The sequence below is a fragment of the Pseudomonas lactucae genome (assembly GCF_036688725.1).
GTDB lineage: Bacteria > Pseudomonadota > Gammaproteobacteria > Pseudomonadales > Pseudomonadaceae > Aquipseudomonas > Aquipseudomonas lactucae.
Genome location: NZ_JAQQPT010000012.1, coordinates 118,221 through 144,126, shown reverse-complemented (window position 1 = coordinate 144,126; position 25,906 = coordinate 118,221). Strand labels below are relative to the sequence as shown.

The 25,906-nt window shown below is 61.2% G+C and carries 24 protein-coding genes; 15 read left to right on the top strand and 9 right to left on the bottom strand.

All coding sequences use genetic code 11. The features are described from left to right. Positions 1 to 103 precede the first annotated feature (103 nt). The 3 genes from V6M90_RS15695 (at position 104) to V6M90_RS15685 (ending at position 3,192) form a co-directional block, all read left to right on the top strand. Positions 104 to 703 (top strand): short chain dehydrogenase, encoded by a 600-nt coding sequence (locus tag V6M90_RS15695; RefSeq protein WP_003172366.1) that lies wholly within the window; start codon positions 104 to 106, stop codon positions 701 to 703. 97 nt (positions 704 to 800) lie between these two features. Continuing rightward, on the top strand, positions 801 to 1,472 hold the full coding sequence (locus tag V6M90_RS15690) for a COG3650 family protein (protein ID WP_078823544.1): 672 nt from the start codon (positions 801 to 803) through the stop codon (positions 1,470 to 1,472). 106 nt (positions 1,473 to 1,578) lie between these two features. After that, entirely contained in the window at positions 1,579 to 3,192 is a 1,614-nt protein-coding gene (locus tag V6M90_RS15685) for an NAD(P)/FAD-dependent oxidoreductase (protein WP_332846747.1), read from the top strand. Between the two features lie 77 nt (positions 3,193 to 3,269). On the opposite strand, the gene V6M90_RS15680 is transcribed toward V6M90_RS15685, so the two are convergent. Further along, positions 3,270 to 4,364, bottom strand: coding sequence for a PLP-dependent cysteine synthase family protein (locus V6M90_RS15680; protein WP_003172361.1), 1,095 nt, complete (start codon positions 4,362 to 4,364; stop codon positions 3,270 to 3,272). Between the two features lie 216 nt (positions 4,365 to 4,580). Here V6M90_RS15680 and nhaA point away from each other — a divergent pair, with 216 nt between their 5' ends. The 3 genes from nhaA to V6M90_RS15665 all read left to right on the top strand — a co-directional run bounded on the left by nhaA (position 4,581) and on the right by V6M90_RS15665 (position 7,478). Next, positions 4,581 to 5,756 (top strand): Na+/H+ antiporter NhaA, encoded by a 1,176-nt coding sequence (nhaA, locus tag V6M90_RS15675; RefSeq protein ID WP_003172359.1) that lies wholly within the window; start codon positions 4,581 to 4,583, stop codon positions 5,754 to 5,756. 151 nt (positions 5,757 to 5,907) lie between these two features. Then, positions 5,908 to 7,146 carry an S-type pyocin domain-containing protein gene (locus V6M90_RS15670; protein WP_141064249.1) on the top strand — a complete coding sequence of 413 codons (1,239 nt, stop codon included), beginning with the start codon at positions 5,908 to 5,910 and terminating at the stop codon, positions 7,144 to 7,146. Continuing rightward, positions 7,143 to 7,478: a hypothetical protein gene (locus tag V6M90_RS15665; protein WP_141064250.1), complete on the top strand. Its 336-nt coding sequence runs from the start codon at positions 7,143 to 7,145 to the stop codon at positions 7,476 to 7,478. Before V6M90_RS15670 ends, V6M90_RS15665 begins: the two co-directional genes overlap by 4 nt. Positions 7,479 to 7,569: 91 nt before the next feature. On the opposite strand, the gene V6M90_RS15660 is transcribed toward V6M90_RS15665, so the two are convergent. Continuing rightward, on the bottom strand, positions 7,570 to 8,034 hold the full coding sequence (locus V6M90_RS15660) for an outer membrane lipoprotein (protein WP_003189251.1): 465 nt from the start codon (positions 8,032 to 8,034) through the stop codon (positions 7,570 to 7,572). A gap of 157 nt (positions 8,035 to 8,191) precedes the next feature. On the opposite strand from V6M90_RS15660, the gene V6M90_RS15655 reads away from it, so the two are divergent. Beyond that, positions 8,192 to 8,437, top strand: coding sequence for a hypothetical protein (locus V6M90_RS15655; protein WP_003172354.1), 246 nt, complete (start codon positions 8,192 to 8,194; stop codon positions 8,435 to 8,437). A 50-nt stretch (positions 8,438 to 8,487) separates the two neighbouring features. On the opposite strand, the gene pdxH is transcribed toward V6M90_RS15655, so the two are convergent. From pdxH to dinG, 5 genes are all read right to left on the bottom strand, one after another. Further along, positions 8,488 to 9,135 (bottom strand): pyridoxamine 5'-phosphate oxidase, encoded by a 648-nt coding sequence (gene pdxH / locus V6M90_RS15650; protein ID WP_003172353.1) that lies wholly within the window; start codon positions 9,133 to 9,135, stop codon positions 8,488 to 8,490. A gap of 27 nt (positions 9,136 to 9,162) precedes the next feature. Continuing rightward, positions 9,163 to 10,308: an OmpA family protein gene (locus V6M90_RS15645; RefSeq protein WP_078823539.1), complete on the bottom strand. Its 1,146-nt coding sequence runs from the start codon at positions 10,306 to 10,308 to the stop codon at positions 9,163 to 9,165. A 143-nt stretch (positions 10,309 to 10,451) separates the two neighbouring features. After that, complete coding sequence (locus tag V6M90_RS15640; protein WP_332846764.1) at positions 10,452 to 11,597, bottom strand: serine hydrolase domain-containing protein; 1,146 nt, start codon at positions 11,595 to 11,597, stop codon at positions 10,452 to 10,454. Between the two features lie 81 nt (positions 11,598 to 11,678). Next, the gene (locus V6M90_RS15635; RefSeq protein WP_332846746.1) at positions 11,679 to 13,976 is read right to left on the bottom strand and encodes a beta-galactosidase; all 2,298 of its coding nucleotides are present in this window, start codon (positions 13,974 to 13,976) and stop codon (positions 11,679 to 11,681) included. Between the two features lie 88 nt (positions 13,977 to 14,064). Then, positions 14,065 to 16,209, bottom strand: coding sequence for an ATP-dependent DNA helicase DinG (gene dinG / locus V6M90_RS15630; protein WP_003172348.1), 2,145 nt, complete (start codon positions 16,207 to 16,209; stop codon positions 14,065 to 14,067). Between the two features lie 99 nt (positions 16,210 to 16,308). Here dinG and V6M90_RS15625 point away from each other — a divergent pair, with 99 nt between their 5' ends. Next, positions 16,309 to 16,773 carry a CopD family protein gene (locus tag V6M90_RS15625; protein WP_003172347.1) on the top strand — a complete coding sequence of 155 codons (465 nt, stop codon included), beginning with the start codon at positions 16,309 to 16,311 and terminating at the stop codon, positions 16,771 to 16,773. Between the two features lie 115 nt (positions 16,774 to 16,888). Here the strand turns inward: V6M90_RS15625 and V6M90_RS15620 are convergent, their stop codons facing one another. Then, positions 16,889 to 17,647, bottom strand: coding sequence for a collagen-like protein (locus tag V6M90_RS15620; RefSeq protein ID WP_332846745.1), 759 nt, complete (start codon positions 17,645 to 17,647; stop codon positions 16,889 to 16,891). Between the two features lie 156 nt (positions 17,648 to 17,803). Beyond that, positions 17,804 to 18,499, bottom strand: a complete 696-nt coding sequence (locus V6M90_RS15615; protein WP_332846744.1) for an OmpA family protein — start codon at positions 18,497 to 18,499, stop codon at positions 17,804 to 17,806. Positions 18,500 to 18,689: 190 nt separating this feature from the next. Between V6M90_RS15615 and V6M90_RS15610 the strand changes: the two genes are divergently transcribed. From V6M90_RS15610 to V6M90_RS15580, 7 genes are all read left to right on the top strand, one after another. After that, a complete protein-coding gene (locus tag V6M90_RS15610) occupies positions 18,690 to 19,187 on the top strand; it encodes a DUF6231 family protein (protein WP_003172342.1) in 498 nt (165 codons plus the stop codon). 4 nt (positions 19,188 to 19,191) lie between these two features. Then, positions 19,192 to 19,662, top strand: a complete 471-nt coding sequence (locus V6M90_RS15605) for a YchJ family protein (RefSeq protein WP_078823535.1) — start codon at positions 19,192 to 19,194, stop codon at positions 19,660 to 19,662. A 19-nt stretch (positions 19,663 to 19,681) separates the two neighbouring features. After that, positions 19,682 to 20,164, top strand: coding sequence for an LEA type 2 family protein (locus tag V6M90_RS15600; RefSeq protein ID WP_003172339.1), 483 nt, complete (start codon positions 19,682 to 19,684; stop codon positions 20,162 to 20,164). Next, on the top strand, positions 20,161 to 20,361 hold the full coding sequence (locus V6M90_RS15595; protein ID WP_003189235.1) for an SEC-C metal-binding domain-containing protein: 201 nt from the start codon (positions 20,161 to 20,163) through the stop codon (positions 20,359 to 20,361). Before V6M90_RS15600 ends, V6M90_RS15595 begins: the two co-directional genes overlap by 4 nt. A gap of 169 nt (positions 20,362 to 20,530) precedes the next feature. Beyond that, entirely contained in the window at positions 20,531 to 22,972 is a 2,442-nt protein-coding gene (locus tag V6M90_RS15590) for a penicillin acylase family protein (protein ID WP_141064257.1), read from the top strand. 133 nt (positions 22,973 to 23,105) lie between these two features. Further along, positions 23,106 to 24,110 (top strand): ligase-associated DNA damage response exonuclease, encoded by a 1,005-nt coding sequence (locus tag V6M90_RS15585; protein WP_003172334.1) that lies wholly within the window; start codon positions 23,106 to 23,108, stop codon positions 24,108 to 24,110. Next, positions 24,107 to 25,741: an ATP-dependent DNA ligase gene (locus tag V6M90_RS15580; protein WP_305428634.1), complete on the top strand. Its 1,635-nt coding sequence runs from the start codon at positions 24,107 to 24,109 to the stop codon at positions 25,739 to 25,741. The genes V6M90_RS15585 and V6M90_RS15580 overlap by 4 nt, the downstream gene beginning before the upstream one ends. Positions 25,742 to 25,906: the final 165 nt, after the last annotated feature.

The following is a 25,906-nucleotide window of genomic DNA, read 5'->3' as shown; positions in this document are numbered from 1 at the left end:
GATTGTTTCCAATTGAAAACCAAAGGTTGCCTATTAGCACGTTTATCCAGTTAAAAAGCCACTCTAGACTGAACCTTCACTTACCCCTTGGAGAAACAGCACCATGAAAATCCTATTGATTGGCGCCAGCGGCACCATCGGCTCGGCAGTCAAGGCAGAACTGGCCCAGCGTCACGAGGTGATCAGCGTCGGCCGCAGCAGCGGCGACTTCCAGGTGGATATCAGCGACAGCGCCTCGATCCGCAAACTGTTCGAACAGACCGGCACGTTCGATGCCCTGGTTTGCGCGGCCGGCAGCGTGAACTTCGTCGCGTTGGGCGAGATGAGCGACAGCGACTTCGAACTCGGCCTGCGTGACAAGCTGATGGGCCAGGTCAACCTGCTGCTGATTGGCCGCGAATACGCCAACGACGGCGCCTCGTTCACCTTCACCAGCGGTATTCTCAACCGCGACCCGATTCGCACCGGCGCGTCGGCTGCCTTGGTCAATGGCGCCATCGACGCCTTCGTGAAAGCGGCAGCGATCGAATTGCCACGCGGCCTGCGCGTCAATTCCGTAAGCCCGACGGTGCTGGTGGAAGCCATGGGAAGCTACGCGCCCTATTTCCGTGGGTACAAACCGGTCAGCGGTGCCGATGTGGCATTGGCCTACGCAAAAAGTGTGGAAGGCCTGCAAACCGGCCAAACCTTTACCGTCGGTTGAGCCTACCCGTGCGTAAGAATCGCCTGAAGCGGGCAAGCGGGCTTGTGATGCAACGCCAGCCTGCGTAACGTGGCGGCACTTGTCAGGAGACCCGATAATGCGTGCCGCCCGTACCCTTGCTTTGTGTGCCTTGCTCCCCCTGTTCGCAGCCTGCCAGATGTTCGAAAGCGAGCCGGCCAAGCCCTCGACTGCCGGCCTGACCCGCATGCAGGGCGAACTGACGGCGGTCGGTGACAAGCTGCTGTTCCAACCCTGCGGCGATAAACGCAATTACTTGATCAAGGACACCGGCGCAACCGGCATCCTCCAGGAGGCAGCCTCCCTCGCTGGTCAGCAAGGCGCACTGTTCGCCGACCTGCGCGGCCAGTTCTCCGGAGTGGCCAGCGGTACTCAGGGCGAAGTGGAGCTGCAGCAGTTATACCGTGTCGAACGCTCGACCTCAGCCTGCAACGACCCTGATTTCAAGCGCATGATCCTGCGCGCCAATGGCCACAAGCCGACCTGGGTGATGAACGTGACTGCCAAGGGCATGGTGCTGGAACGCGAAGGCCAGCCACCACTCGCCGTGCCTTACGTTGAAGAGCAGATCGGCGACGGGCGCTTCAACCTGATGACTGAAGCCAACAACCAGCACGTTGAACTGTGGGTGGCCCCGCAACGTTGCGTCGACAGCGCCAGCGGCCGCCTGCAACACATGACCGCCGAGTTGCGGATCAACGGTCAAGTGCAGCGTGGCTGCGCATCTTTCGGCGGTTCGCGGGACGATTGATTGCCCACAGTGCTGTTTTAGCATGACGGGAAACCACGGTTGGGGCTTATAATCGCCGGTTTGCAAAACCGCCGGCCTTACCGAACGCCGCACACCGGATCCTGTCATGTTACGAATCACCGAACTCAAGCTGCCCATCGACCATCCCGAAGAAGACCTGCGGCCCGCCATCGTGCAGCGCCTGGGCATCGCCAGTGATGACCTGCTCGATTTCACCCTGTTCAAACGCAGCTACGATGCGCGCAAGAAGTCGTCGGAGCTGTGCTTCATCTACACCATCGACCTGAATGTGAAGGGTGAAGCCGCCCTGCTGCTCAAGTTTGCCGACGACCGCAACGTCAACCCGGCACCGGACATCAGCTACAAGGTGGTGGGCCAGGCGCCGCAAGGTCTGCTCGAACGGCCGATCGTGGTGGGTTTTGGTCCCTGCGGTATCTTCGCCGGCCTGCTGCTGGCGCAGATGGGCTTCAAGCCGATCATTCTCGAGCGCGGCAAGGAAGTGCGCCAGCGCACCAAGGACACCTGGGGCCTGTGGCGCAAAAACGTGCTCAACCCCGAGTCCAACGTGCAGTTCGGTGAGGGCGGCGCCGGGACGTTCTCCGACGGCAAGCTCTACAGCCAGATCAAGGACCCGAAATTCCACGGTCGCAAAGTGCTGCATGAATTCGTCAAAGCCGGCGCACCGGAAGAAATCCTTTACGTCAGCAAGCCGCACATCGGTACGTTCCGCCTGACCGGCGTGGTCGAAAACATGCGCCAGCAGATCATCGCCCTGGGCGGTGAAGTGCGCTTCGAGCAGCGAGTCACCGATGTGCTGATCGAAGACGGCCAATTGAACGGGGTGGTGTTGAATAGCGGCGAACAACTGCTGTCCAGGCACGTGATCCTCGCCTTGGGCCACAGCGCCCGTGACACCTTCCGCATGCTCCACAGCCGAGGCGTGTACATGGAGGCCAAGCCGTTCTCGGTGGGTTTTCGCATCGAACACCCGCAATCGCTGATCGACGCCGCGCGCCTGGGCAAATATGCCGGGCACCCGAAGCTGGGCGCCGCCGACTACAAACTGGTGCACCACGCCAGGAACGGCCGTTCGGTCTACAGCTTCTGCATGTGCCCGGGCGGCACCGTGGTCGCAGCCACTTCGGAGCCGAACCGCGTCGTCACCAACGGCATGAGCCAGTACTCGCGTAACGAGCGCAATGCCAACTCCGGCATTGTGGTCGGCATCACGCCGGAAGTGGATTACCCAGGCGGCCCGCTGGCGGGTATCGAACTGCAGGAACGCCTGGAGTCCCACGCCTACATCCTCGGCGGCAGCAACTACGAGGCTCCGGCACAGTTGGTCGGTGACTTCATTGCAGGCCAGCCCTCCACGGCGATTGGTAGCGTGGAACCGTCCTACAAACCAGGCGTGTCGTTGGGCGACCTGGCCCTGGCCCTGCCGGACTTTGCCATCGAGGCGATCCGTGAAGCGCTGCCGGCCTTTGAAAAACAGATCAAGGGTTACTCGCTGCACGATGCCGTATTGACGGGTATCGAAACGCGCACCTCGTCGCCGCTGCGGATTACCCGTAACGAATCGATGCAAAGCCTGAACGTGAAAGGCCTGTTCCCGGCCGGTGAAGGTGCCGGTTATGCCGGCGGGATTCTGTCGGCGGGCGTTGACGGTATCCGGATTGCCGAGGCGTTGGCGCGGGATATGTTGGGTATCGAGGCCTGAGAACACCGCAAATCAAAAGTGGGAGGGGCGGTGCGACGATTCGACTTGCTCCCTCCCACATTTGGTTTTGCGTCCGGTCAGATATTTGCGCGCAGGATGCTGGCCGGCAACGGTTCGCCCCGCTCCACACTGGCCGCAACGGCCGCAATCAACCCTTCCAGCACATACCCCTGCCCCGCCAGCCACGCCTGATCGTAATAGGTGGTGGCATACCGCTCGCCGCCATCACACAAGATCGCCACGATCGAGCCCGATTCGCCTGCAGCTTTCATCTGTTGCGCCGCCATCAGCGCGCCAATCAGGTTGGTCCCACTGGAACCGCCGACGCGACGCCCCAACCGCTCGGCCAGATAATGCATCGCCGCCATTGACAGCGCATCCGGCACCTTGACCATCGCATCGATCACCTTGGGTAAAAACGACGCCTCGACCCTTGGCCGGCCAATGCCTTCAATGCGCGAACCGCAGTCCAGGCGCAGGCTGGCATCGCCGGTCTGGTAGTAGTCAAAAAACACCGAGCGCTCGGCATCAGCGCACAGCACACGCGTGCAATGCTGGCGATAACGCACGTAGCGCCCGAGGGTCGCCGTGGTGCCACCGGTACCGGGACTGGAGATCAACCAGCTGGGCTCCGGGTGTTGTTCAAAACGCATCTGCTGGAAGATCGACTCGGCGATGTTGTTGTTCGCGCGCCAGTCGGTAGCGCGTTCGGCGTAGGTGAATTGGTCCATGAAATGACCACCACTTTCCCGCGCCAAGCGTTCGGATTCGGTGTAGATCTGCGTCGGATCCTGTACCAGATGGCTCTCGCCGCCATAGAAGGCAATCTGCGCGATCTTTTCCTGAGAGGTGCTCGCCGGCATCACGGCAATAAACGGCAGGCCGAGCAGGCGCGCGAAGTAGGCTTCGGAGATCGCCGTGGAACCGCTGGAGGCTTCGATCACCGGCGCACCCGGCTTGAGCCAGCCGTTGCACAGCGCGTACAGGAACAGTGAGCGGGCCAGCCGATGCTTGAGGCTGCCGGTGGGGTGGCTGGACTCGTCCTTGAAGTACAACTCGATGCCTGGCAAACCCGGCAGCGGCAAGGGGATCAGGTGCGTGTCGGCGCTGCGTTGGAAGTCCGCTTCGATGATGCGAATGGCTTCGCGGGCCCAGGGACGGTGGTCGCTCATGAGGGTGATCTCTAAGAATTTCAGCCGCAATTTTAAGATGTTTCCTACACTGCATACCGATACAGTGATGACTCAATTGGACACACAATTGCGGGTGTCCGACGCAACACGAAATCTGCCTCTCGCTTATAACAAATAAGAATATATTTTTTGTTTTAACAACTAACGGTACGGGTTAGGGTACCCACCTATTGAATCCGGATTGGAGAGCATCCCTTGGCTCTGCGTAGCACGTTCACCCGTTTCTTCCAGCTGGAAGCCGCCAGCGGTCTGTTATTGATCGCTGCCGCCGCGCTCGCGCTGATCGTCAACAACTCACCGTTGTCGCACCTGTACGCCGCGTTTCTGGATGTGCCGGTGGTGGCGCAGATTGGCGCGCTGAAAATCGCCAAACCGGCCCTGTTGTGGATCAATGACGGCCTGATGGCGCTGTTCTTCCTGCTGATCGGGCTGGAGGTCAAGCGCGAACTGCTTGATGGCCACCTGTCCAAACCGTCCCAAGTGGTCCTGCCTGGCGCAGCCGCCATTGGCGGCATGGTGGTGCCGGCGCTGATCTACTGGGCGATCAACAAGGACTACCCCGCCGCGCTCTCCGGCTGGGCGATCCCGATGGCCACCGACATTGCCTTTGCATTGGGCGTGCTGGCGCTGCTGGGCAAGCGCGTGCCGGTGTCGCTGAAACTGTTCCTGATGACCCTGGCCATCATCGATGACCTGGGTGCGATCATCGTGATTGCCGTGTTCTATTCCGCCGACCTGTCCGGCGCGGCCCTGGCTGGGGCAGGCGCCTGCCTGGTGGCCTTGATTGCGATGAACCGCCTTGGGGTCATCAAGCTCTGGGCCTATCTGATTGTCGGCTTGGTCCTGTGGGTATGCGTACTCAAGAGCGGCGTACACGCCACCCTTGCGGGCGTGACCCTGGCGTTCTGTATCCCGATGCGCACCAAGAACGCCGAGCCCTCACCGCTGCTGACCTTGGAGCACGCCCTGCACCCCTGGGTAGCGTACGGCATATTGCCGCTGTTCGCCTTCGCCAACGCCGGCGTATCCCTCACCGGCGTAAGTCTGGAGAGCTTCACCCATCACGTGCCCATGGGCATCGCCGCCGGCCTGCTGATCGGCAAGACCATCGGCGTGTTCGGCCTCACCTGGCTGGCCATCAAGACCGGCCTCGCCGCCCTGCCGAGCGGCGCCAACTGGGGCCAGGTGTTCGGCGTGGCGATCCTGTGTGGCATCGGCTTCACCATGAGCCTGTTCGTCGGTTCCCTGGCATTTGTGCCGGGCGCCAGCGAATTTGCCGGGGAGGATCGAATGGGGATCCTGACCGGGTCGATACTGGCGGCGTGTATTGGTTATGTGGTGACGGCGATGGCAAGTCGCAAGAAAGCCTGATCCTTGGCAGGAGCCGGCAAGCCGGCTCCTGATTCATCCAATTCCCCCCTCTTTCGCAGTTCCTTCCTACATCCACCCTCCTCGGCTTGCTCTAACGTCGGCACCCGGCTTCTTCGCCGGATCTCGTTAAGCACCACGCCAGGAGGGCACGATGGCAAGCAACAAGGATGTAGTTCAAGTCTGGCGATCCTATGGCACCGGGACCGGTGGGTATCGAAAGCTTGAGCCCATGAGTGAGGCTGAGTTGGCGGTTCGGACCGCGGCCCAGCAACACGCTCATAGAGAAATGATCGACCGGCAAATTGCTGAAGACGCGCGCTTTCAAGTGAGGCCGCTGCCGCCTCAGACACCCAAGGTGGGTTGCGTATTTGCCAAGTCCTGCAACTTGCCAGACGCAATCATCGATTACCACGATCCGACCGGTTATGTCCCCCTGGATCAACTCAAGGATTACGGCGAATACACATTGCTGGGTGCGCGAGAGGCTGACGCCGCTGGCCGTTTTCCCCTGCAAAAAGTCAGCGACACGGCAATACCTGCCGGGCTGGGGGCGCTGGCACTAGGTGGCACCGCGATAGCAGAAAACACAGGGGCCATTGCAGCTGCCGGCGCCAGTACTGTCGGCGCAGCCTTTCTGGCAGGCCTGGTGGCTCTGGTCTGGCCCTCCAGCCTAGGCGACAGTGCGCTCTACAGCGAAGAACAATTGCGCTCCATGACCAGGGCGCGCACTCGGGTCCGACTGCATATCGAGCAACGCGACGATGGCACTCTCAAGGGATACGCCTTCTATACCGGCAAGCATCTTGATTGGGAAATGGTCGACGTCGTGCAGTTTCAGGTATCCGGAACGCAATACATCGCCCACCTGGGTGATGGCATTGAGTTGATCTGGACACCTGCCGCAGACACCGCCGATACGCTCGGAATACCCGCACTGGAAGCGGCGCCATCGATACCACACATATGGGTGTATCCGCCGACCGAAAAAGCCGCCGCTATCATTGTCGACCCGATTTACCCGCCTGAGTACAAGGATTTCATTCTTGTCTTTCCCGCGGACTCCGGGGTCAGGCCCCTGTACGTCGTCGTGAGCTGGAAGTATGAGGACGCGCCTTATCACAGCAAGAAGGGAAACTCAGTTAAAAGTAAAAGGCCTGAAAACGGACTGAACTCACTCGATGAGTCGATAGAGGTAAATCCACCAAACTCGCGTAGACGTATAGCAATTGATCCACACACTAAGGAGTTTGTGGTGATAGACCGTACATCTGAAGGAACCTATCACGCGCATGTAAGGCCTTGGAGCGGCTTACGGCAAGAGATGAAAAACGCCTTAATCAGAGCCGGAAAAACCAACCGCAAGGGAAAAATATTGGGAGATACCAAATGACTATGCGATACCACGACCCATCATTGGATCACGATGAAGCAGTGCGTTATTTAGCAACGACGGATAGAGCCAAAGTAACAGAGGCATTGATCTCAATTGGGTTAGATGAAATAGACGGAGAGTGGGCGCAAAACACGTGCCTCCAGTTTATCGGACACCCTGACGATGACATCGCATCTGCAGCTATCGTAGCTATAGGACATATCGCACGTCGATTCGGACAGATAGATATGACGAAAGTCATCCCGGCGTTCGAACAAGCAAGAAGAAGAGGCTCCTCTTTATCCGCATCCGTAAATGATGCGATGGATGACATCGAGATGTTTACCTGACGCCCTCCGAACGCAATTCGACAAAAGCCCTAACCTATAAAAAACCCCAACCGGTCACCCGGCTGGGGTTTTGTGTTTCTACAAACGACGTTTAGCGAGTAACGCGGCTGGTACCGTCAACCGTCATGATGCGCACGCGGTCGCCAATGCGGAAGATTTCATTTTCCTGCACAGCTTGTACGTAGGCGCGCATGCTGCCGTCGTCTTCGCGAACGGTGATTTCCACGCCTTGGGTACGAGTCAGGCCTTCTTCGGTAGCCGAACCCAGCAAGCCGCCGGCGACGGCGCCGATCACGGCGGTCACGATACTGCCACGGCCACCGCCGATGGCACTGCCGCCCACGCCGCCAATGACTGCACCGGCCGCGCCGCCGATGGGGGTCTTGGTGCCTTCGATTTTCACCGGACGCAGGGATTCGATGGTACCCATGCGCACGGTCTGTACACGACGCGCTTCATCACGGGAATACGAGTCGCCGGTCAGACTCGAGGCGCAGCCACCCAACAGCAATGACAGGGTGGTAAAGCAGGCAACCAGTAAAACGGACTTACGCATAGCATCAACTCCAAAGGACAGGTCTTCATTAAACGCCGCAGCTTGACGCCTGTCACGGCAAGCCCGGCAGAAAATTGCTTTCATTCAGCCTTAGTACAGACTGCCAGCACTCAAAAACTCGACGAACGGTAGCATTCTTCTAATACCCAGGATGTTTATGGATTACTTCATCATTGTAGTCACTACGCTGGCCGGCCTGTATTTCCATGCTTGGCTTTACCTGCGGATCAAACGCTGGGTGGACCGCGACCTCGCGCTGTCCATGGCCGGTGGGGATCCGCTCAAGCGCGCCTTCATGCTGCAACAGCTGGAGCAGGCGCGCGTCTTGAACATCAAACGCGGGGATTTGACGAACTGGCTGAAGAACGCCGCGCAGCAGTACACACCCGACGCCTCACAATAGAGACGTCGGGGTGAAGTGCATCATTCAGGTGAGGTGACGAAAGGTGCAGCTCAGGGCGCCAGGCGCTCACGGGTCCAGTCGGCCCCTTGCAAGCGATAATTCAGGCGATCATGCAGGCGGCTGGCGCGGCCCTGCCAGAACTCGATGCGCTCCGGCAGCAGGCGATAGCCACCCCAATGCTCGGGGCAATCAGGCTGGGTATCGCTGAAACGCTGTTCGGTGGCCTTGAGCAGGTCGTGCAGTTCCTCACGATCACGAATGACCTGGCTCTGCGGCGACGCCCAAGCCCCCAGACGGCTGCCCAATGGACGGACCTGATAATAGGCGTCCGACTCCTCGGGCGTGACCTTGACCACCCGCCCTTCGATACGCACCTGACGCTCCAGGGTCGGCCAGAAAAACGTCATGGCCGCAAACGGCCGTGCCGCGAGCTGCTCGCCCTTGGCGCTCTGATAGTTGGTGAAGAAGGTAAAGCCCTGCGCATCCAGGCCCTTGAGCAACAGGATGCGACAGTGCGGGCGACCGTCCTGGTCGACCGTGGCCAGGGTCATGGCATTGGCCTCCACCGGTGGCTGCTCGGTTTTCACCGCATCGGCAAACCACTGGTGGAACAACGCAAACGGCTCACTCGGGGCCTGGGCCTCGCTCAAACCGTCCCGTGTGTAGTCACGGCGCATATCGGCCAGTGCCTGGGTCATGCGGCTGTATCCTTCTGGTTCAGCAGGTCAGTTTTTTGCCTGGTCGTTCGCCGGTGCATCGGCCTTGGCTTTAGCCGGTGCGGTTTTCTTCGCGGCTGGCTTGGCCGGGGCTTTCTTGGCGGCTGGCTTGGCAGCAGCTTTCTTGGTGCTTGCCTTGCCGGCAGCCGCCTTTTTAGCCGGGGCCTTTGCGGCCGGTGCCGGGGCAGGTACATTCTGCACGGCGACCATTTCAGCCACGGGCGGGGTCTTGCCCGAGTTGTACTTGCTCAGCAACGCCAACATAGTTGTACGCTGAGTGAACATAATTTCCATGCGACGATTCAGCGCACGGCCCTGGTTACTGTCGTTGGCCGCACGTGGCATCAGGTCACCCATGCCGCGCAGCATCAGACGGTCTTGCTTCAGGCCGCTGAGACTGAAGATCGAGGCGATCGATTGTGCACGCTCCTTGGTCAACGCCTGGCTGGCCGGCGCGGTGCCGGTGGCGTCAACGTGGCCCAACACCAGAACGGCGGTCTTCGGGTCGGCTTCAACAGCCTTGGCCACGCGGGTGAATGGGCCGAGAGTGACCGGCAGCAGCATCGCGGGACGTTTCGGGTTGTAGGAACCGTCTACCGGCGCAATCACCACCAGGACGTTGTCGCGACGTTCCAGTTGCAGGTTGCTGTCCTTGATGGCGGCACGCAGGCGCGGCTCGTAGTCGTCCAGCCAGGCCTGGGTGACTTTCGGATCAGGCATCTGCACGTTGGTCACGTCGACCTTGGCCAATGGCTTGGGTTTGCTTTCGAACGGCCACCACCAGTGGGCTTCAGTCTCGTTTTTGGCAACCGCAGGGGCCGGGTCGGCAGCCTTGAGATCGGCTTTCAGGTCAGCCTTGGCGTCAGCGGCCTTTTCGTCGGCGCTTTTGGAACCGAACGGCCACCAGCTGGAACCCGTGTCGGCCTTGGCTGCCGGCGCCGGCGCAGCGGCTACGGCGGCAGGTGCGACAGGCGTGGCGCCAGCGGCGGGTTTGGCGTCCGGCTTGGCGTCGGTTTGGCTCACTGCGTCCTTGGTGGCGGTTTTATCAGATCCAAATGACCACCAATGCCCACCCTCGGCATCATTTTGTGGCGTTTGTGCGCAGCCGGTCATAGTGAGGCAAAGGGCCAGGGCCAAGGACTTGTTCGATAACATGAGATATCCACAAAATGAGAAAAGATACGGGGGTCTGGATGACCCGTTAAACAGACGCTTACAGAACTTTAAAGTTACAAAATTGTGTTCAGCCTCTTCTTATAGTTGCCTTTGTAACAAAAAATTGTGAAACAGCAAGGGGTTTACAGACAACCGGCCAATATTCCGACCAACTTCTGCGCGCGCGGGTCCATAAGTACGTAAGGGCCCAGCGTATTAGTCACGAACCCAAAGGCTACATCATGTTCAGGATCGGCAAAGCCGACCGAGCCACCAGCGCCCGGATGCCCGAACGCACGCGGGCCAAGGCCGAAGGTGGCGTTAGGTAAATCCGGTTGATCCAACATGCAGCCGAGGCCGAAACGGGTTTGTGTCAATAATGTTTTATCCAGGCCGATACTGTGCTCACGGGTCAACTCTTCAAGCATGTCCGCTTCCAGCAAACTACCGTCCAATAAACCACTATAAAAACCGGCCAGGCTGCGCGCATTGCCGTGACCATTTGCCGCCGGCTGCTGCATGCGTCGCCATTCGGGTTTATTAGTACTGGTCAGAATAGACGGCGGATTGGCAAATGCGCGCGTGGTCATTGCAGTCGGTTCACGCATCATTACTTGCAACAACCGTTGTGCGGCTTCATCGCCCATATTGCCTTTGCTGCGCGCTATATGAGCCACGCGATAAAACTCTTCATCCGCCAGGCCCACATGAAAGTCCAGCCCAAGTGACCGCGCCACCCGCGCCACAATCGACTCACCCGGCCCACGTCCGTCGGCGCGGCGCAGCAATTCGCCGACCAGCCAGCCATAGGTGATGGCCTCGTAGCCATGGCCCTGGCCCGGCGTCCACCACGGCGCTTCGGCGGCCAGGGTGTCAACCATCAGTTGCCAGTCATACAGGGCTTCGGCAGGCAGCATCTCGCGGATCGCCGGCAACCCGGCCTGATGGCAGAGCAACTGGCGCAAGGTGATGGTTTCCTTGCCGGCTGCCGCGAATGCCGGCCAGTACCTGGCCACGGGCGCGTCCAGTTGCAACTTGCCCTCGGCCACCAATTGCAGGGCCGTGACGGCAGTGAAGGTCTTGGTGCAGGAGAACAGGTTGACGATGGTATCGCTGTGCCAGGCTTCGGCGCCGTCCTTGTCGGCGGTGCCGGCCCACAGGTCGACCACGGTTTCGCCGCCGATCTGGATGCAAAGCCCGGCGCCACGTTCCTGCGGGTCATCGAACAACGCGGCAAACGCTTCGCGTACCGCTTCGAACTGTAGTTCGTAATGACCCTGAATCTGCACCTGAGCGACCTCGAAAACGCCATGAAAAGTGGCGGTCATTGTTCCAGCCCTTGTGGCTTTTGTGAACCCGTCAACGTTCAATCAATGACCATTTCCCGAATGCCCACCGGCATGCCCGGCGCCCTGCCCCGAGCCTTTGCCGTCATGCCCGGGTTTGCCGCCTTCGCGTTCACGCACCTCGTCGTCCGGCTTGGCCTTTTGCGCCTCCTTGCCCAACTGATCGACCGCCTCCAGGTTGCTTTTGCGCACACTCTCGACAAACCCCTGGAACGGCATATCGGTAATGCCCACCAGGCCGAAGTGGCCGTTTTCGCCGTCCAGTAAGCGACCGGTCACCGGCTGATCCAGGTATTGAAACCAATGCACGCCGACAATCGACGGTTCGGCCATGGCTTGCTTGAGAAAGCTGGCATACGCCGCGCCGCGATCCTCTTCCCGCGCCAACTGGGTCACACCGCCCCAGAACGGCCCTCGGTCGGCGGAGCCGAAGTTGAACTCGGTGATCAGCACCGGTTTGTCCAGCGCCCGCAACGCGGCGAAGTCATAACCGTCCTGCGGCTTGAGGGTGTACATGTTGAAGCTCAGCACGTCGCAATACTGCGCGCAGGACGCCACCGCTTCCGGCGTGCTGACGGCATAGCGGCCGCCCAACAACAGCTGGTTGGGCGCGTGCCATTTGAGCGAGTCGGAAATGGTCTTGAAGTAGGCGTCGGCAAAGGTCTTCTGGAAATACTTGAAGTCCGCTTCGATTTCCGGATGTTCGGGGTTGGGCATCGGCGGCTCGAAGCCTGGGTCTTCCATCAGCTCCCAGCCGGCCAACTGGATACCCCAGGCTTTCGACAGCCCCTCCTCGTTACGGTACTTGTCGCGCAGTTGCTTGAGGAACGCGCGTTTGGCCGGCACGTCGGTGGTCATGCGCAGTGTGCCGTAGGCCAAGGCGTAGCGGGATTTGGCATCATCACCCGGACCGGCCCAGGCCAATTCGTTATCGGCGAAGAAACCGATCAACCACGGGTCGTCGCGGTGATCGCGGGCGGCAATGGCCACGGCGCGCTCAGTGGCCATGGCGAAGCGCGGGTCGAACGGGTCGGGCATGCCGCCCCACCAGTCGGTGCCGGTGCTGATGCTGGCGTAATCGCCGACGATCGACAGCGGCAGGGTGTACGGCACGCGGTCGGCGGCGGCCAGAGCATCGTCGCTCCAATTGCCTACCGTGTTGAAACCCCAGGCCTGAAGGCGGTCGAGGGTGTGAGCGACCCAACGTTTCTGGTCGAAGCCTTCACCACCATAGGTTCGCTGCAGGTTGGCGCCGTAGAAATCGTACCAACGCCCGGCACCAAAACTACGTCCTTCGCCCGCGCCATTACCGCTGCGGTTGTCGCCGCTGCCGTAGTACTTGTCAAAGGGCTCACCGGCCTTGGGCAGCGCGGCAAACATCCACTCACGGCCGGCTACGTAGGTCTGGCTGTTGTCCGGGGCCACGGTATTGACGCCCAGGGAGTAGAACGGATGGCCCAGCGGAGTCACCAGATACCAGCGACCGTCGCGTTTTTCGGTGCGGAAAAACCCGCTGGCCTTGAACGCCGGGCCTTTGTTCCAGCCGCCGTATTGATCCAGTGAGGATTTGTCCCGCGTGGCCAGCCAGCCTTGGAGCTGAGTCTGTTCCTTGGCCGCGGCCGCCTTGAGCTGCTCGTCACTGCTGACCTTCTCGGGCCAGCGCGCACGGGTGGATTGACCATAGGCATCCACCAGTTCGCTGTAGGCAGCCTTGAGCACCGGTTCGCTGTCCTGCACGCCAAAGCGTTCCAGCAGGATGCTTTGCGCCGCGTTGGGCTTGAGCATCGACAAGGTCACCGAGACCACCTGGCTGCGGTCGATGTCCCCGGCACTTGCGGCCAGCAACACGCGCTGCCCCTCGACGGTGATCGGCATCGGCGGGCCGGCCTTCATGCCCTGGCTCAGCGGCGAGTTCGCTTGCAGAGGGATCAACAGGGTCTGGGCAGGGCCGGCCGGCAGGTCGATGCGGCTGACCAGTGTCTTGCCGTCACTGCTCTGCACCTTGACGTAGAGGGTCAGCGCCCAGTCCATGGCGCTCTGGATGCGCAGGCTCATGGCGCCCGACTGTGACCAGTCCCACACGCCATTTTGCGGACTGAGCACCAGGCTGGGCTCGGCAGCCGGGTTGAACGTGATGCGGCGCAGTACCTCGCCCTCCGCGGTTTGTTCGGCGTTGTATTGCGGCAGGCTGGCGTCCTGGGTCGCCACCTTGACCACATCGGCCGGACGGACGAAGTTGAACAGCGTCTGTTGCCCGGCTGGCGCGGCCATCAAGGGCACAGCGAACAACAGGGCAAAAAGGGCGGGCAGCGTGCGAATCATACGAGCAAGGTTCTCCCAGACGGCCGGTGAATGGCCTGATGAAATACATGAGATAGACCACGGAGTGGGCGAATCCGCCCACGGTGGCTTAAGAAATTTCGCGCCTGAAGGGAGGCAAAGCATTAAGGATGGCTTTGCCATAGCGCTGAGTGACCAAACGACGGTCGAGCAAGGTGATGGTGCCGCGGTCCTCTTCGGTACGCAGCAAGCGCCCGCAGGCCTGCACCAGCTTCAGGGAAGCATCCGGCACCGAGATTTCCATGAATGGGTTACCGCCCCGCGCCTCGATCCACTCGGCCAACGCCGCCTCGACGGGATCGTCCGGCACCGAGAACGGGATCTTGGCGATCACCACGTGCTCGCAGTAGGCACCGGGCAAGTCGACGCCTTCGGCAAAACTCGCCAGGCCGAACAGCACGCTGGAATCGCCACCGTCCACCCGCGCCTTGTGCTTGTTCAAGGTTTCCTGCTTGGACAGGTTGCCCTGGATAAACACCTGCTTGCGCCAGTCGCGGTCGAGACCATCGAACACGTCCTGCATCTGCTTGCGCGAGGAGAACAGCACCAGGGTGCCGCGCGAACCTTCCACCAGCTCCGGCAGGTCACGGATGATCGCCGCGGTGTGTGCCGCTGCGTCCCGTGGATCGGCCTTGAGATCGGGCACCCGCAGCACGCCGGCATCCGCATGGTGGAAGGGGCTCGGCACTACCGCAGTGACGGCTTTTTTCGGCAACCCGGCGCGCATGCGGAAACGATCGAAGGTGCCCAGGGCGGTCAGCGTGGCGGAAGTCACCAGGCAGCCGTAAGCCACGTTCCACAGGTTGCGGCGCAGCATTTCGGCGGCGAGGATCGGGCTGGCGTTGACCTCGATATCAAACAACGCACCGCTTTCCGACAGGGTCAGCCAACGGGCCATGGGCGGGTTGTCTTCCGGGTCTTCGACGGTAAAGGCGGTCCACAACTCCCAGTTGCCCTGGGCGCGGGACAACAGGCTGCCGAACAGCGGGTACCATTCTTCGGCCTGGTTGCTGGCGATACCGATATTGACTTCACCATCCATGCCTTCCTTGAGCAGGTCGGTCAGGCGGGTGAACAAGTCGGTCAGACGCGAAAAACCTTTCTTCAGCTCGATGCCCATTTCGCGCATATGCTCGGGAATCATTCCGCCGACAAACCGGTGGCGCGGTCGCTCACGGCCTTCCACGTCTTCGCCGGGCTTGAAATCGGCGACCTGTTCGCAGGCGCTGAACATGAACTGCTGCTGGGTCTTGATCTCCCGCGCCAGCTCCGGCACTTGCTCGATCAGCTTGCCCAGATCGCCGGGCAACGGGTGCTGGGCCAGCAATTTGGTGAGGTTCTTGGCGGTGGACTCCAGCCAGTCGGCAGTGGAGCGCAGGCGGGTGTAATGGGCAAAGTGGCCGATGGCCTTGTCCGGCAGGTGATGCCCCTCGTCGAAGACATAGAGTGTGTCACGCGGGTCGGGCAGCACGGCGCCGCCGCCCAGGGCCAGGTCGGCCAGCACCATGTCGTGGTTGGTGACGATCACGTCGACCTTGCCCATGCCTTCGCGCGCCTTGTAGAACGCGCACTGGCCGAAGTTGGGGCAATGACGGTTGGTGCATTGGCTGTGGTCGGTGGTCAGGCGCGCCCAATCGGCGTCTTCCAGGGCGGTGGGCCAGCTGTCGCGATCGCCGTCCCATTTGTTGCCGGCCAGTTTCTCGATCATGCTGGTAAACAGCTTCTGGCTGACTTCATCAACCTCGATCTTGAAGCCTTCTTCTTCGAACAGCGACGCCGTGGCGGTTTGCGCGTGGCCTTCCTGCAACAGCACGTCGAGTTTGGACAGGCACATGTAGCGGCCACGGCCCTTGGCCAGGGCGAAGGTGAAGTTCAGGCCGCTATTGCGCATCAGGTCGGGCAAGTCTTTGTAGACGATCTGCTCCTGCAGGGCCACGGTGGCGGTGGCGATCACCAGGCGCTTGCCGGCGGCCTTGGCGGTGGGGATCGCCGCCAGGCTGTAGGCCACGGTCTTGCCGGTGCCGGTGCCGGCTTCGACGGCCACGACCGCGGGCTCACCGTCGCGGCGGCCTTCGTCGTCGGTGTCGATATCCCCGAGGACCTTGGCCACTTCGGCGATCATCAGGCGTTGGCCGTAACGCGGTTTCAAGCCCTTGGCTTCGAGAAAACGCGAATAGGCGCCCTGGATCGTGGTTTTGAGTTCAGTGCTGATCATGAATAGTCGGGCGCAAAAAACGCTGGATAAATTTTCAGTGGTTCGGATCGGCCGCTATCATACCCCGCTAATTAATCCCGCGCAGAACGGAGTACCACAATGACCGCGTTTAGCCTCGCCTACACCCTGCATGTATTGGCCGCCCTGATCTGGGTCGGCGGTATGTTTTTCGCCTGGATGATCCTGCGCCCCGCCGCTGTGGCGGCACTTGAGGGCCCTGCCCGGCTCACGCTGTGGGCAAATGTGTTTCAACGTTTTTTCGTGTGGGTGTGGGTCGCCGTGCTGATTTTGCCGATCAGCGGTGTAGGCCTATTGCAGCTGCGCTTCAACGGGTTTGAGACGGCTCCGCGCTATGTGCAGGTGATGATGGGTTTGTATCTGGTGATGACGGCATTGTTTATCCGCATCCAGACGCTGAAGTTTCCGGAGCTGAAGGCCGCGGTGGCGGCTAAGGATTGGCCGGCGGGCGCGGCAACGCTGGGGCAGATTCGCAGGCTGGTGGGGAGTAACTTGATTGTGGGGTTGTTGGTGGTGGCGATTGCTTCGGCTCGACCGATGTTTTGAGCGCCTCATCGCAGCATGGGTATCCACCAACTTCCGCTGAGCGAAAAATCCACGGCCAATGGGCTGTTGTGAGCGGGCAAGCCGGCTTGCCCGCGATGGCGTCAGAGCAGACGATTCAGAGCCGCTGAATAGTCACAGAACCCGCAGGTCCCACCGGCCCCGGCTGCCCTTCCAACCCTGGGCGGCCCTTTTCGCCGCCATCGGCGCGGTACACCAGACAGCCTTTGGATTCGCCACCCTTGCCAGGTTTACCGGCGGTTCCGGGCAAACCACCTGCCCCGCCCTCGACCCACACTTTGATCTGCTGCGCCGGGAACTCCTTCGGCAACTCGACGCGCACCTGCGCGCCCGCGGCGCCCGGCAGGCCGTCACCGCCGTTGTCGCCATTGAAGCCACGCCCGGCCGAGCCCCAAGTGCAACCCGGGTCTTCGCCGTTAGCGCCATCGAGCCCGGCATAACCCTGGGCACCCGCGCCGCCACGGGCATCCACCGAGAGTTCTTCAGCCGTCAGGTTATTGATGCGCAAGGTCAGGTCACGTCCGGCCTTGGCGGGTTTTTCATGGGTGCCGGGCGCGCCTCGCGACGTGATCTGGCTGCCGTGCTCCAGTTGTGCGTGGCGAACCTGCAATTGCAGCGCAGTATTGCCGGGCACAATGGCGATGCGTGCGTCGCGGCCCAGATGCAGTTGATCCACCGTGACCTGGCTGATGCTGGACGGGATCAGCAAGGTGCCATAATCCGCCACATCCAGGCGCTCCAGTTGCAACACGCTGGTGCTGCTGGGCAGACGCATCAACGAGTTGGTTTCAACACGGACGCTTTGAGCCAGGGCTACGGGACTGACCAACAGGGCCAACAAAAAAACCTTACGCATCATGGGGCTCCTGAGTATTTTCAAATTTTTCTTTGGACGCACAGTAACGACTTCTACGGGCGCTTTGCCAGTGAAGGATCAAAAAAGTTAATAAAGGGGAGGTTTCAACGAGGATCGCCGGCAATGCCCCTGTGGAATCCACAGGGGCAAGGGCTGTCAGCGATTGATCTGGATTTGCGTACGGCGGTTCAAGGCCCGACCCTCTGCGGTTTTGTTGTCGGCCACCGGCTGGCTTTCGCCCGCGCCGACAACTGACACAAAGCTACTGCGCGGCACGCCACGGCTGATCAGGTACTCCGTGACCGAATGCGCACGTTTTTGCGAGAGCTTCTGGTTATAGGCATCCGCACCGACACTGTCGGTGTGCCCGCTGACCCGCAGTTGGGCGCTCGGGGCTTCCTGCTTAAGGCGCGCGGCGATGGTGTCGAGCGTGGTCTTATCGGCTGTTGTCAAGTTGGCCGAGTCGAATTGAAAGTGCACGTCACGGATCACGATGGTTTCTTCCTTGACCACGGCCACCTCTTCAACCGCAGCCGCCGGAGGCGCGGGCGGGCAACCATTGGCATCCACCTGCATGCCTTTAGGCGTACCCGGACATTTGTCGCGGCTGTCCGGCACGCCATCGCCGTCTTCATCACCATCGCCGTGCACCCAGCAATAGGCGCCGGCCATTCCGCCGACGATCAATGCGCCATAGCCGGCATAGGCTGAACTTTCCGTAGCGCCGATCGCTGCACCGGTCACACCGCCGACGGCGGCGCAGGTCGGCCAATCGTTTTTTTGCAAACCTGCGCAACCTGTCAATACTCCGGTTAGCAGAACCAAGGGTAGAGCTGTACGCATGATGCTCATCAGTTTTCTCCTGGAGGGATCGGCGGGGGCCGATAAAAAGAGTAAAGACCGCTCTTTTCAACCACGCCAGTCAGCCTCGCCCCCGTATTCATTGAGGTTGGCCGCTCAGGTAGGAGTTTTCGCAGTCACCCGCTCTAGGCCCGCGCGCTTAGCCGCGTTAGTCTCTAGGGTCATGATGTGAGGATCTTTGATGAACGCCGGTATTTCTGTCCGTACCCCCCAGCAAGCGCTGGCCGCCCTGCTCGACCTGCACCAGCCCAAACGCCTGTTGCTGTTGGGTGCCAGCCAGTTTCCGGCGCTGGATGCTTTCAAGCAAGCGCACCCCGACACTCAAGTGTCCGTGGCGGCGCCTGGGCCCTTGCCCGCAGAACTCGCCGCCCAGCGTTTTGACCTGGCGCTGGTGGTGGACTGCCTGGAGCACCTGTCAAAACCACAAGGCCTGACCTTGCTTGGCGGCATTCGCAACCTCAACGCCAGCCGCATTGCCGTATTGGTCGACCTGGGCGCCTGCGATTGGAAGGACACCGACTTCTTCTCCCTGGCCCTGCAGGCCGGCGAACGCTTCCAGCGCGATGAACAGGTGCTGACACTGTTTACCTACGACCTGCTTGACTATAAACAGGTGCCCGACTGGCTCAACGCCCGGTTCTGGGCCAACCCGGAAAATTTTGGAAAGTATTGGTGGTAACCCAATGAGTACATCCATTTGCCCCTGCGGCAGTGGCAACCTGCTGGATGCCTGCTGCGGCCATTATCACGCCGGGCACCCGGCACCTTGCGCCAGCGCGTTGATGCGTTCGCGCTACAGCGCCTATGTACTGGGCCTGGTGGACTACCTGGTGGCCACCACGCTGCCCGCGCAACAGGCCGGTCTGGACCGTAACGCCATGGCCGCCTGGAGCGCCCAGAGTACCTGGCTCGGCCTGGAGGTAGAAAACTCGGAGGTGTTCGGTGGCCAGCCGGAACATGCGTTCGTGACCTTCACCGCGCGCTGGCATGACAGCACCGGCGAACATAGCCACCGCGAACGGTCTTCTTTCGTACAAAATGGCGAACGCTGGTATTTCATCGACCCGACGGTGGAGGTGAAGGCCGGACGCAACGATGCCTGTTTGTGCGGCAGCGGGCAAAAATTCAAGAAGTGCTGTTCCAGCTACTTCTGACCACCACAGGACCCACGCCATGCTCCGGATCTACAGCTTGATGCTGGCGTTAACTTTCGGCCTGACCGGTTGTGCGTCGTGGTTCGAAAATGACTTGCCCCCGCCCCACGTTTCCCTGGTGAAGGTCGAAGTGGTGCGAGCCAAGTTGCTGGAGCAGAAATTCAAGCTGTACTTTCGCGTGGACAACCGCGACGACGCCGACCTGACCGTGCGTGGCCTGATCTACAAGGTCACCCTGGGTGATTTTGTGCTTACCGAAGGCGAGTCCAACGAGTGGCTCACCGTACCGCCGCGAGGCCACGCGTTTTTCAAGGTGTCGGTGCGCACCAACCTCTGGCCGCAGATACGGGATGTGGTGCAGATGCTGAAAAAACCCAGGCGGCCCGTGCCTTATCGCCTGGAAGGCGAGCTGAAAACCGGATTATTCATCGGTTATGACGTGCAGGTAGCCCACAATGGCGAGATAATCCCCGGTGATTTTATTCCGGAGCAACATCGATGACTCAGCAACCCCATGTCCATGGTCCCGACTGCAACCACGATCACGATCATCATGATCACGACCACGGTCATGTCCACGGCCCGAACTGCGGCCATGCTCACCAGGAGCCCGTGCGCAACGCCTTGAAGGACGTTGGCCGCAACGATCCTTGCCCGTGCGGCAGCGAGAAGAAGTTCAAGAAGTGTCACGGGGCGTAAGCCACACAGATAATCCTGATGCCTGATGTGGGAAGGACTTGCTCCCTCCCACATTGATTTGTACAAGACTCAAGTTCTCACGCAATTGCCACAACTCCTGCTTGCGTCGTTTCGCCGCGCTCACTAACGTAGCGCCTTTACTGACGCTACCCCCCGCAGGAGCTTTGCCATGGCCTCGCCAGCCCTCTCACATTTTCTTCCCCGGTTCGGCGTTGCCGCGGCAGTGGCCAGTGCATTAAGCCTGGCCGGTTGCCAGCTCCAGAGCACCCAGGACACCCTGCCTCCCGTCGCCGGTGTGCAGCCAATCAAGGGCCTGGCACAGAATGTGTCGGTGCGTCGCAATGCTCAGGGCATGCCGCTGATCGAAAGCAACACCTTCCACGACGCGCTGTTCACCCTTGGTTATGTGCACGCCAGTGACCGCATTACCCAGATGGTTACCCTGCGTCTGCTGGCCCAGGGCCGCCTGGCTGAGATGTCCGGGACCGAGGTGCTGGATGTCGACCGTTTCATGCGGGCGGTCAACCTGAAGAAAAGCGCCGGCGAGCTGTATAACGCCTCCTCGCCGCGCCTCAAGCGCTTCTTCGAAGTGTATGCCCGTGGCGTCAACGCCTACCTGTTCCGCTACCGCGACAAGCTGCCGCCGGACCTGGCCCAGAGCGGCTACAAGCCCGAGTACTGGAAGCCGGAAGATTCGGCGCTGTTGTTCTGCCTGCTGAGTTTCAGCGAGTCGGCCAACCTGCAGGAAGAACTGGCCTCCCTGGTGCTCGCGCAAAAAGTCGGCGTCGACAAACTGGCCTGGCTTACCCCAAGCGCACCGGATGAACCGATCCCCCTGGCCGAAGCCGACAAACTCAAAGGCGTGAACTTCAGCCAGATCAGCGGCCTGGCCGGGCTGGACACGGTCAGCCAGCAACTGGGCAGCCTCAATGCGCTGGCGGTCACCACCTCGAGCAACTGGGCGATCGGCCCGCAACGCAGCCGCAGCGGCAAGAGCCTGTTGGCAGGCGACCTGGCCGCCCAGCCGCAAGCCCCGTCGCCGTGGAGTTACGTGCAGATCCGCGCCCCTAAATACCAGGCGGTCGGTGCCTCGATTGCCGGCCTGCCGACGCTGTTGTCAGGGTTCAACGGCAAAGTGGCGTGGAGCATGAGCACGGTCAAGGGTGACACCCAGGATCTGTTCCTGGAAAAGGTCAAACGCCAGGGCAACGCGCTGTACTACGAGAACAACGGCAAATGGCTGCCGGCGGGCGTGCGTAACGAAACCTTCTTCGTCAAAGGCCAACGCTCGATTCGCGAAGTTGTCTACGAAACCCGTCACGGCGCCCTGCTCAACAGCAGCCAGGCGCTCACCAGCGGTCTGGGCCTGGCCCTGCAAACCGCCGACTTCAAAGACGACAAGAGCCTGGATGCGTTTTTCGACCTGTCCCGCGCGCAAAACGCCGGCAAGGCGTCCGACGCGACCCGGGAAATCCGCGCAATTGCCCTCAACATGATCTTCGCCGACGCCAGCAACATCGGCTGGCAGGTCACCGGCCGCTTCCCCAACCGCCGCGAAGGCGAAGGCCTGCTGCCCTCACCGGGCTGGGACACACGTTTTGATTGGGATGGCTACGCCGACGCGATGCTGCACCCCTATGACCAGGACCCGGTCCAAGGCTGGATCGGCACCGCCAACCAGCGCACCGCACCGCGCGGTTATGGCATGCAGTTGTCCAATTCCTGGGACGCGCCGGAGCGCAGCGAGCGTCTCGCGCAGCTGGCCAATGCGGGCAAGCACGACAGTCGCAGCCTGATCGCCATGCAATACGACCAGACCACCACCTTCGCTGCCAAGCTCAAGACCATGTTCCAGGCACCGGGCATGGCCCAGCCGCTGAAACAGGCAATCGATGCACTGCCGGCCGCCGACCAGGCCAAGGCGCGCGAAGCGCTGAATCGCCTGATGGCCTTCGACGGCCGCCTGGCTGCCACCTCCGCCGACGCGGCGATCTACGAGCTGTTCCTGCAGGAAAGCAGCAAACAGATTTTCCTCGACGAACTCGGCCCGGAAAACAGCGCCAGTTGGAAGGCATTCATCAGCAACGCCAACCTGTCCTACGCCGCCCAGGCCGACCACCTGCTGGGCCGCGAAGACAGCCCGTTCTGGGACGACGTGCGCACCGCGCAAAAAGAAGACAAACCAGCGATCCTCGCCCGCAGCCTGGCGGCCGCGATGACCGCCGGCGACAGCCAGTTGGGCGCCGATCACAAGGCCTGGCAATGGGGCAAGCTGCACAGCACCACCTGGAAGAACGCCGCCGGCCAGATCATTCGTGGCCCGCTGGCGTCCGGTGGCGACCACAACACCTTGAACCCCTCGCCGTATAACTGGGGGCAAAACTTCGACACCACCCAGGTGCCGGCGCTGCGCATGATCGTCGACTTCGGCCAGGCGGAACCGATGATGGGCCAGGGCGGCACCGGCCAATCCGGCAACCCGGCCAGCCCCAACTATGCCAACGGCATCGACCCGTCGCTCAAGGCGCAATACCTGAGCTTCCCGATGCAGCCGCAGAACTTCGAAAAGGCGTATGGGAAGACGCGGTTGACCCTGACCCCAGGCAAGTAAACGCTTCAAAATGTGGGAGGGGCGGTGCGACGATTCGACTTGCCCCCTCCCACATTTGCCCCGATGCATTCAGATAGAACTTCTGCGCTCGCCCCCGCCTCATACCTGATAAGCCCACCTCCCCGGTCACCCCATGGACCTTGTCATCGCCCGCCCCGAAGGCCTCTATTGCCCTGCCGGAGATTTCTACATTGATCCCTGGCGCCCGGTCGAACGTTCGGTCATCACCCACGCTCACGGCGATCACGCCCGTACCGGCAACGAGCATTACCTGGCGGCGGCACCCGGCGAAGGTATCCTGCGCTCACGCCTGGGCCAGGACATCAACCTGCAAACCCTGGCCTACGGCGAACAACTGCAGCACCACGGCGTCACCCTGAGTTTCCACCCCGCCGGGCATGTGCTCGGTTCAGCCCAGGTGCGCCTGGAATACCGGGGCGAAGTCTGGGTGGCGTCCGGCGACTACAAGGTCGAGCCCGACGGTACCTGCACGCCTTTCGAACCGGTGCGTTGCCACACCTTCATCACCGAATCCACCTTCGGCCTGCCAATCTACCGCTGGCAACCCCAAGCGCAGATTTTCGCCGGGATCAACGACTGGTGGCAGGCGAACATCGCGACCGGCAAGGCCAGCGTGTTGTTCTGCTATTCCTTCGGCAAAGCGCAACGCATCCTGCATGGCATCGACGCCAGCATCGGCCCGATCCTCAGTCACGGCGCGGTCGAACCCTTGAACCGGGTGTATCGCGAGGCCGGCATCTATATCCCAGAAACTCTCTACGCCGGCGATTTCAAAAAGACCGACCCACAGTTGCGCCAGGCGCTGATCATCGCTCCGCCGTCCGCCGGCGGCAGCAGTTGGATGCGCCGCTTCGGCGACTACAGCGATGCCTTCGCCAGCGGTTGGATGCGCTTGCGTGGCACACGGCGGCGGCGTGGCGTGGACCGCGGCTTTGTGCTGTCGGACCACGCCGATTGGCCGGGCCTGTTATGGGCTATCGAACAAACCGGCGCTGAGCGGGTGATGGTCACCCACGGTTCTGTCGGCGTATTGGTACGCCACCTGCGGGAAAAAGGCCTGGACGCCCAGGGTTTCAGCACCGAATACGGTGATGACGAAGAGGAAGCCACAGCATGAAGGCCTTCGCCGAGCTGTACGCCAACCTCGACGCCACCACGTCCAGCAACGCCAAGCTTGCGGCGTTGCAGGCCTATTTCCGGGAAGCGCCAGCGCAAGATGCGGCCTGGGCGGTGTACTTTCTATCCGGCGGGCGGCCCCGGCAATTGGTGCCGACGCGTCTGTTACGGGACATGGCCACCGAAGCCTCGGGTATCGAACCGTGGTTGTTCGAAGAAAGCTATCAGTCGGTGGGCGACCTGGCAGAGACAATTTCCCTGCTGCTGCCGGAATCGACCCACACCTCGGAAGACGGCTTGGCCGTGTGGCTGGAAGAAAAACTTTTGCCCTTGCGCGGTCTGCCACCGCAAGAGCTGGCCGCCCGTTTGCCAGTACTGTGGGCGCAACTGGATCAACCCAGCCTGATGGTGTGCATCAAGTTGATCACCGGCAGCTTTCGGGTCGGCGTGTCCAAACTGCTGGTCACCCGCGCCCTCGCAGCCATGGCCCATCTGGACAGCAAACGCGTGGCCCAGCGCTTGGTGGGTTACACCGACCTGTCCAACCGTCCTACAGCTGAGGGCTACCTCAAGCTGATAGCCGCCGAATCGTCTGACGAACACGCCCAACGTGGCGGGCAGCCTTATCCGTTTTTTCTCGCCCATGGTTTGTCGCAACCGGTGGAGCAATTCGACGCGCTGCTCGGGTCACCCGCCGACTGGCAAGTGGAATGGAAGTGGGATGGCATTCGCGCACAACTGGTCAAGCGCGAAGGTCGGTTGTGGGTCTGGTCGCGGGGTGAAGAGCTGGTCACCGAGCGCTTCCCTGAACTCCACAGCCTGGTGAGTGGCCTGCCCGATGGCACAGTGATCGACGGTGAAATCGTGGTGTGGAAAGACTCGGTGCAACCCTTCGCCCTGCTGCAACAGCGCATAGGCCGCAAGACCCTGAGCAAAAAAGTGCTTGAGGACGCGCCGGTCGCGGTCCTCGCTTACGACCTGCTGGAATATCAGGGCGATGACTGGCGCAACCGTCCCCAGGCCGAACGTCGAGCGCAGCTCGAACGGGTGATTGGCGAATGCAACAGGCCCGTGTTGCTGGCTTCGCCGCTGTTGCAGGGTGAAACGTGGGCGGCGTTGGCCGAACAGCGCGAAGCCTCGCGCAGCCTCGGTGTGGAGGGCATGATGCTCAAGGATCGCCAAGGCCTGTACGGCGTGGGCCGCACCAAGGACATGGGCCTGTGGTGGAAGTGGAAAGTCGACCCCTTCAGTGTCGATGCAGTGCTCATCTACGCGCAACGAGGCCACGGCCGGCGCGCCAGTTTGTACAGCGACTACACCTTTGCGGTGTGGGACGGCCCGCCCGGCAGCGAGCGCAGCCTGGTGCCGTTCGCCAAGGCATACAGCGGACTGACCGACGAAGAAATGCGCAAGGTCGACGCAATCGTGCGCAAAACCACGGTGGAAAAATTCGGCCCGGTCAGCAGCGTGACGCCGAGCATGGTGTTTGAGCTGGGATTTGAAGGAATTGCCCTGTCCAAACGCCATAAAAGCGGGATTGCGGTGCGCTTTCCAAGGATGCTGCGCTGGCGGCAGGATAAGGCGGTGGATGAGGCGGATAACTTGGCCACCCTGCAAGACCTGTTGGCCTGACGCTGAACCCTGGTGGGAGGGGGCTTGCTCCCGATATAGGAGTGCCAGTCACTGACTACGCTGACTGACACTCTGCCATCGGGCGCAAGCCACACGACCCAAAAAAGTGCACTCAATTTTCAATGCCCATTTTCGGGCATTTCCTACGCTCAGAACTCCTTCGTC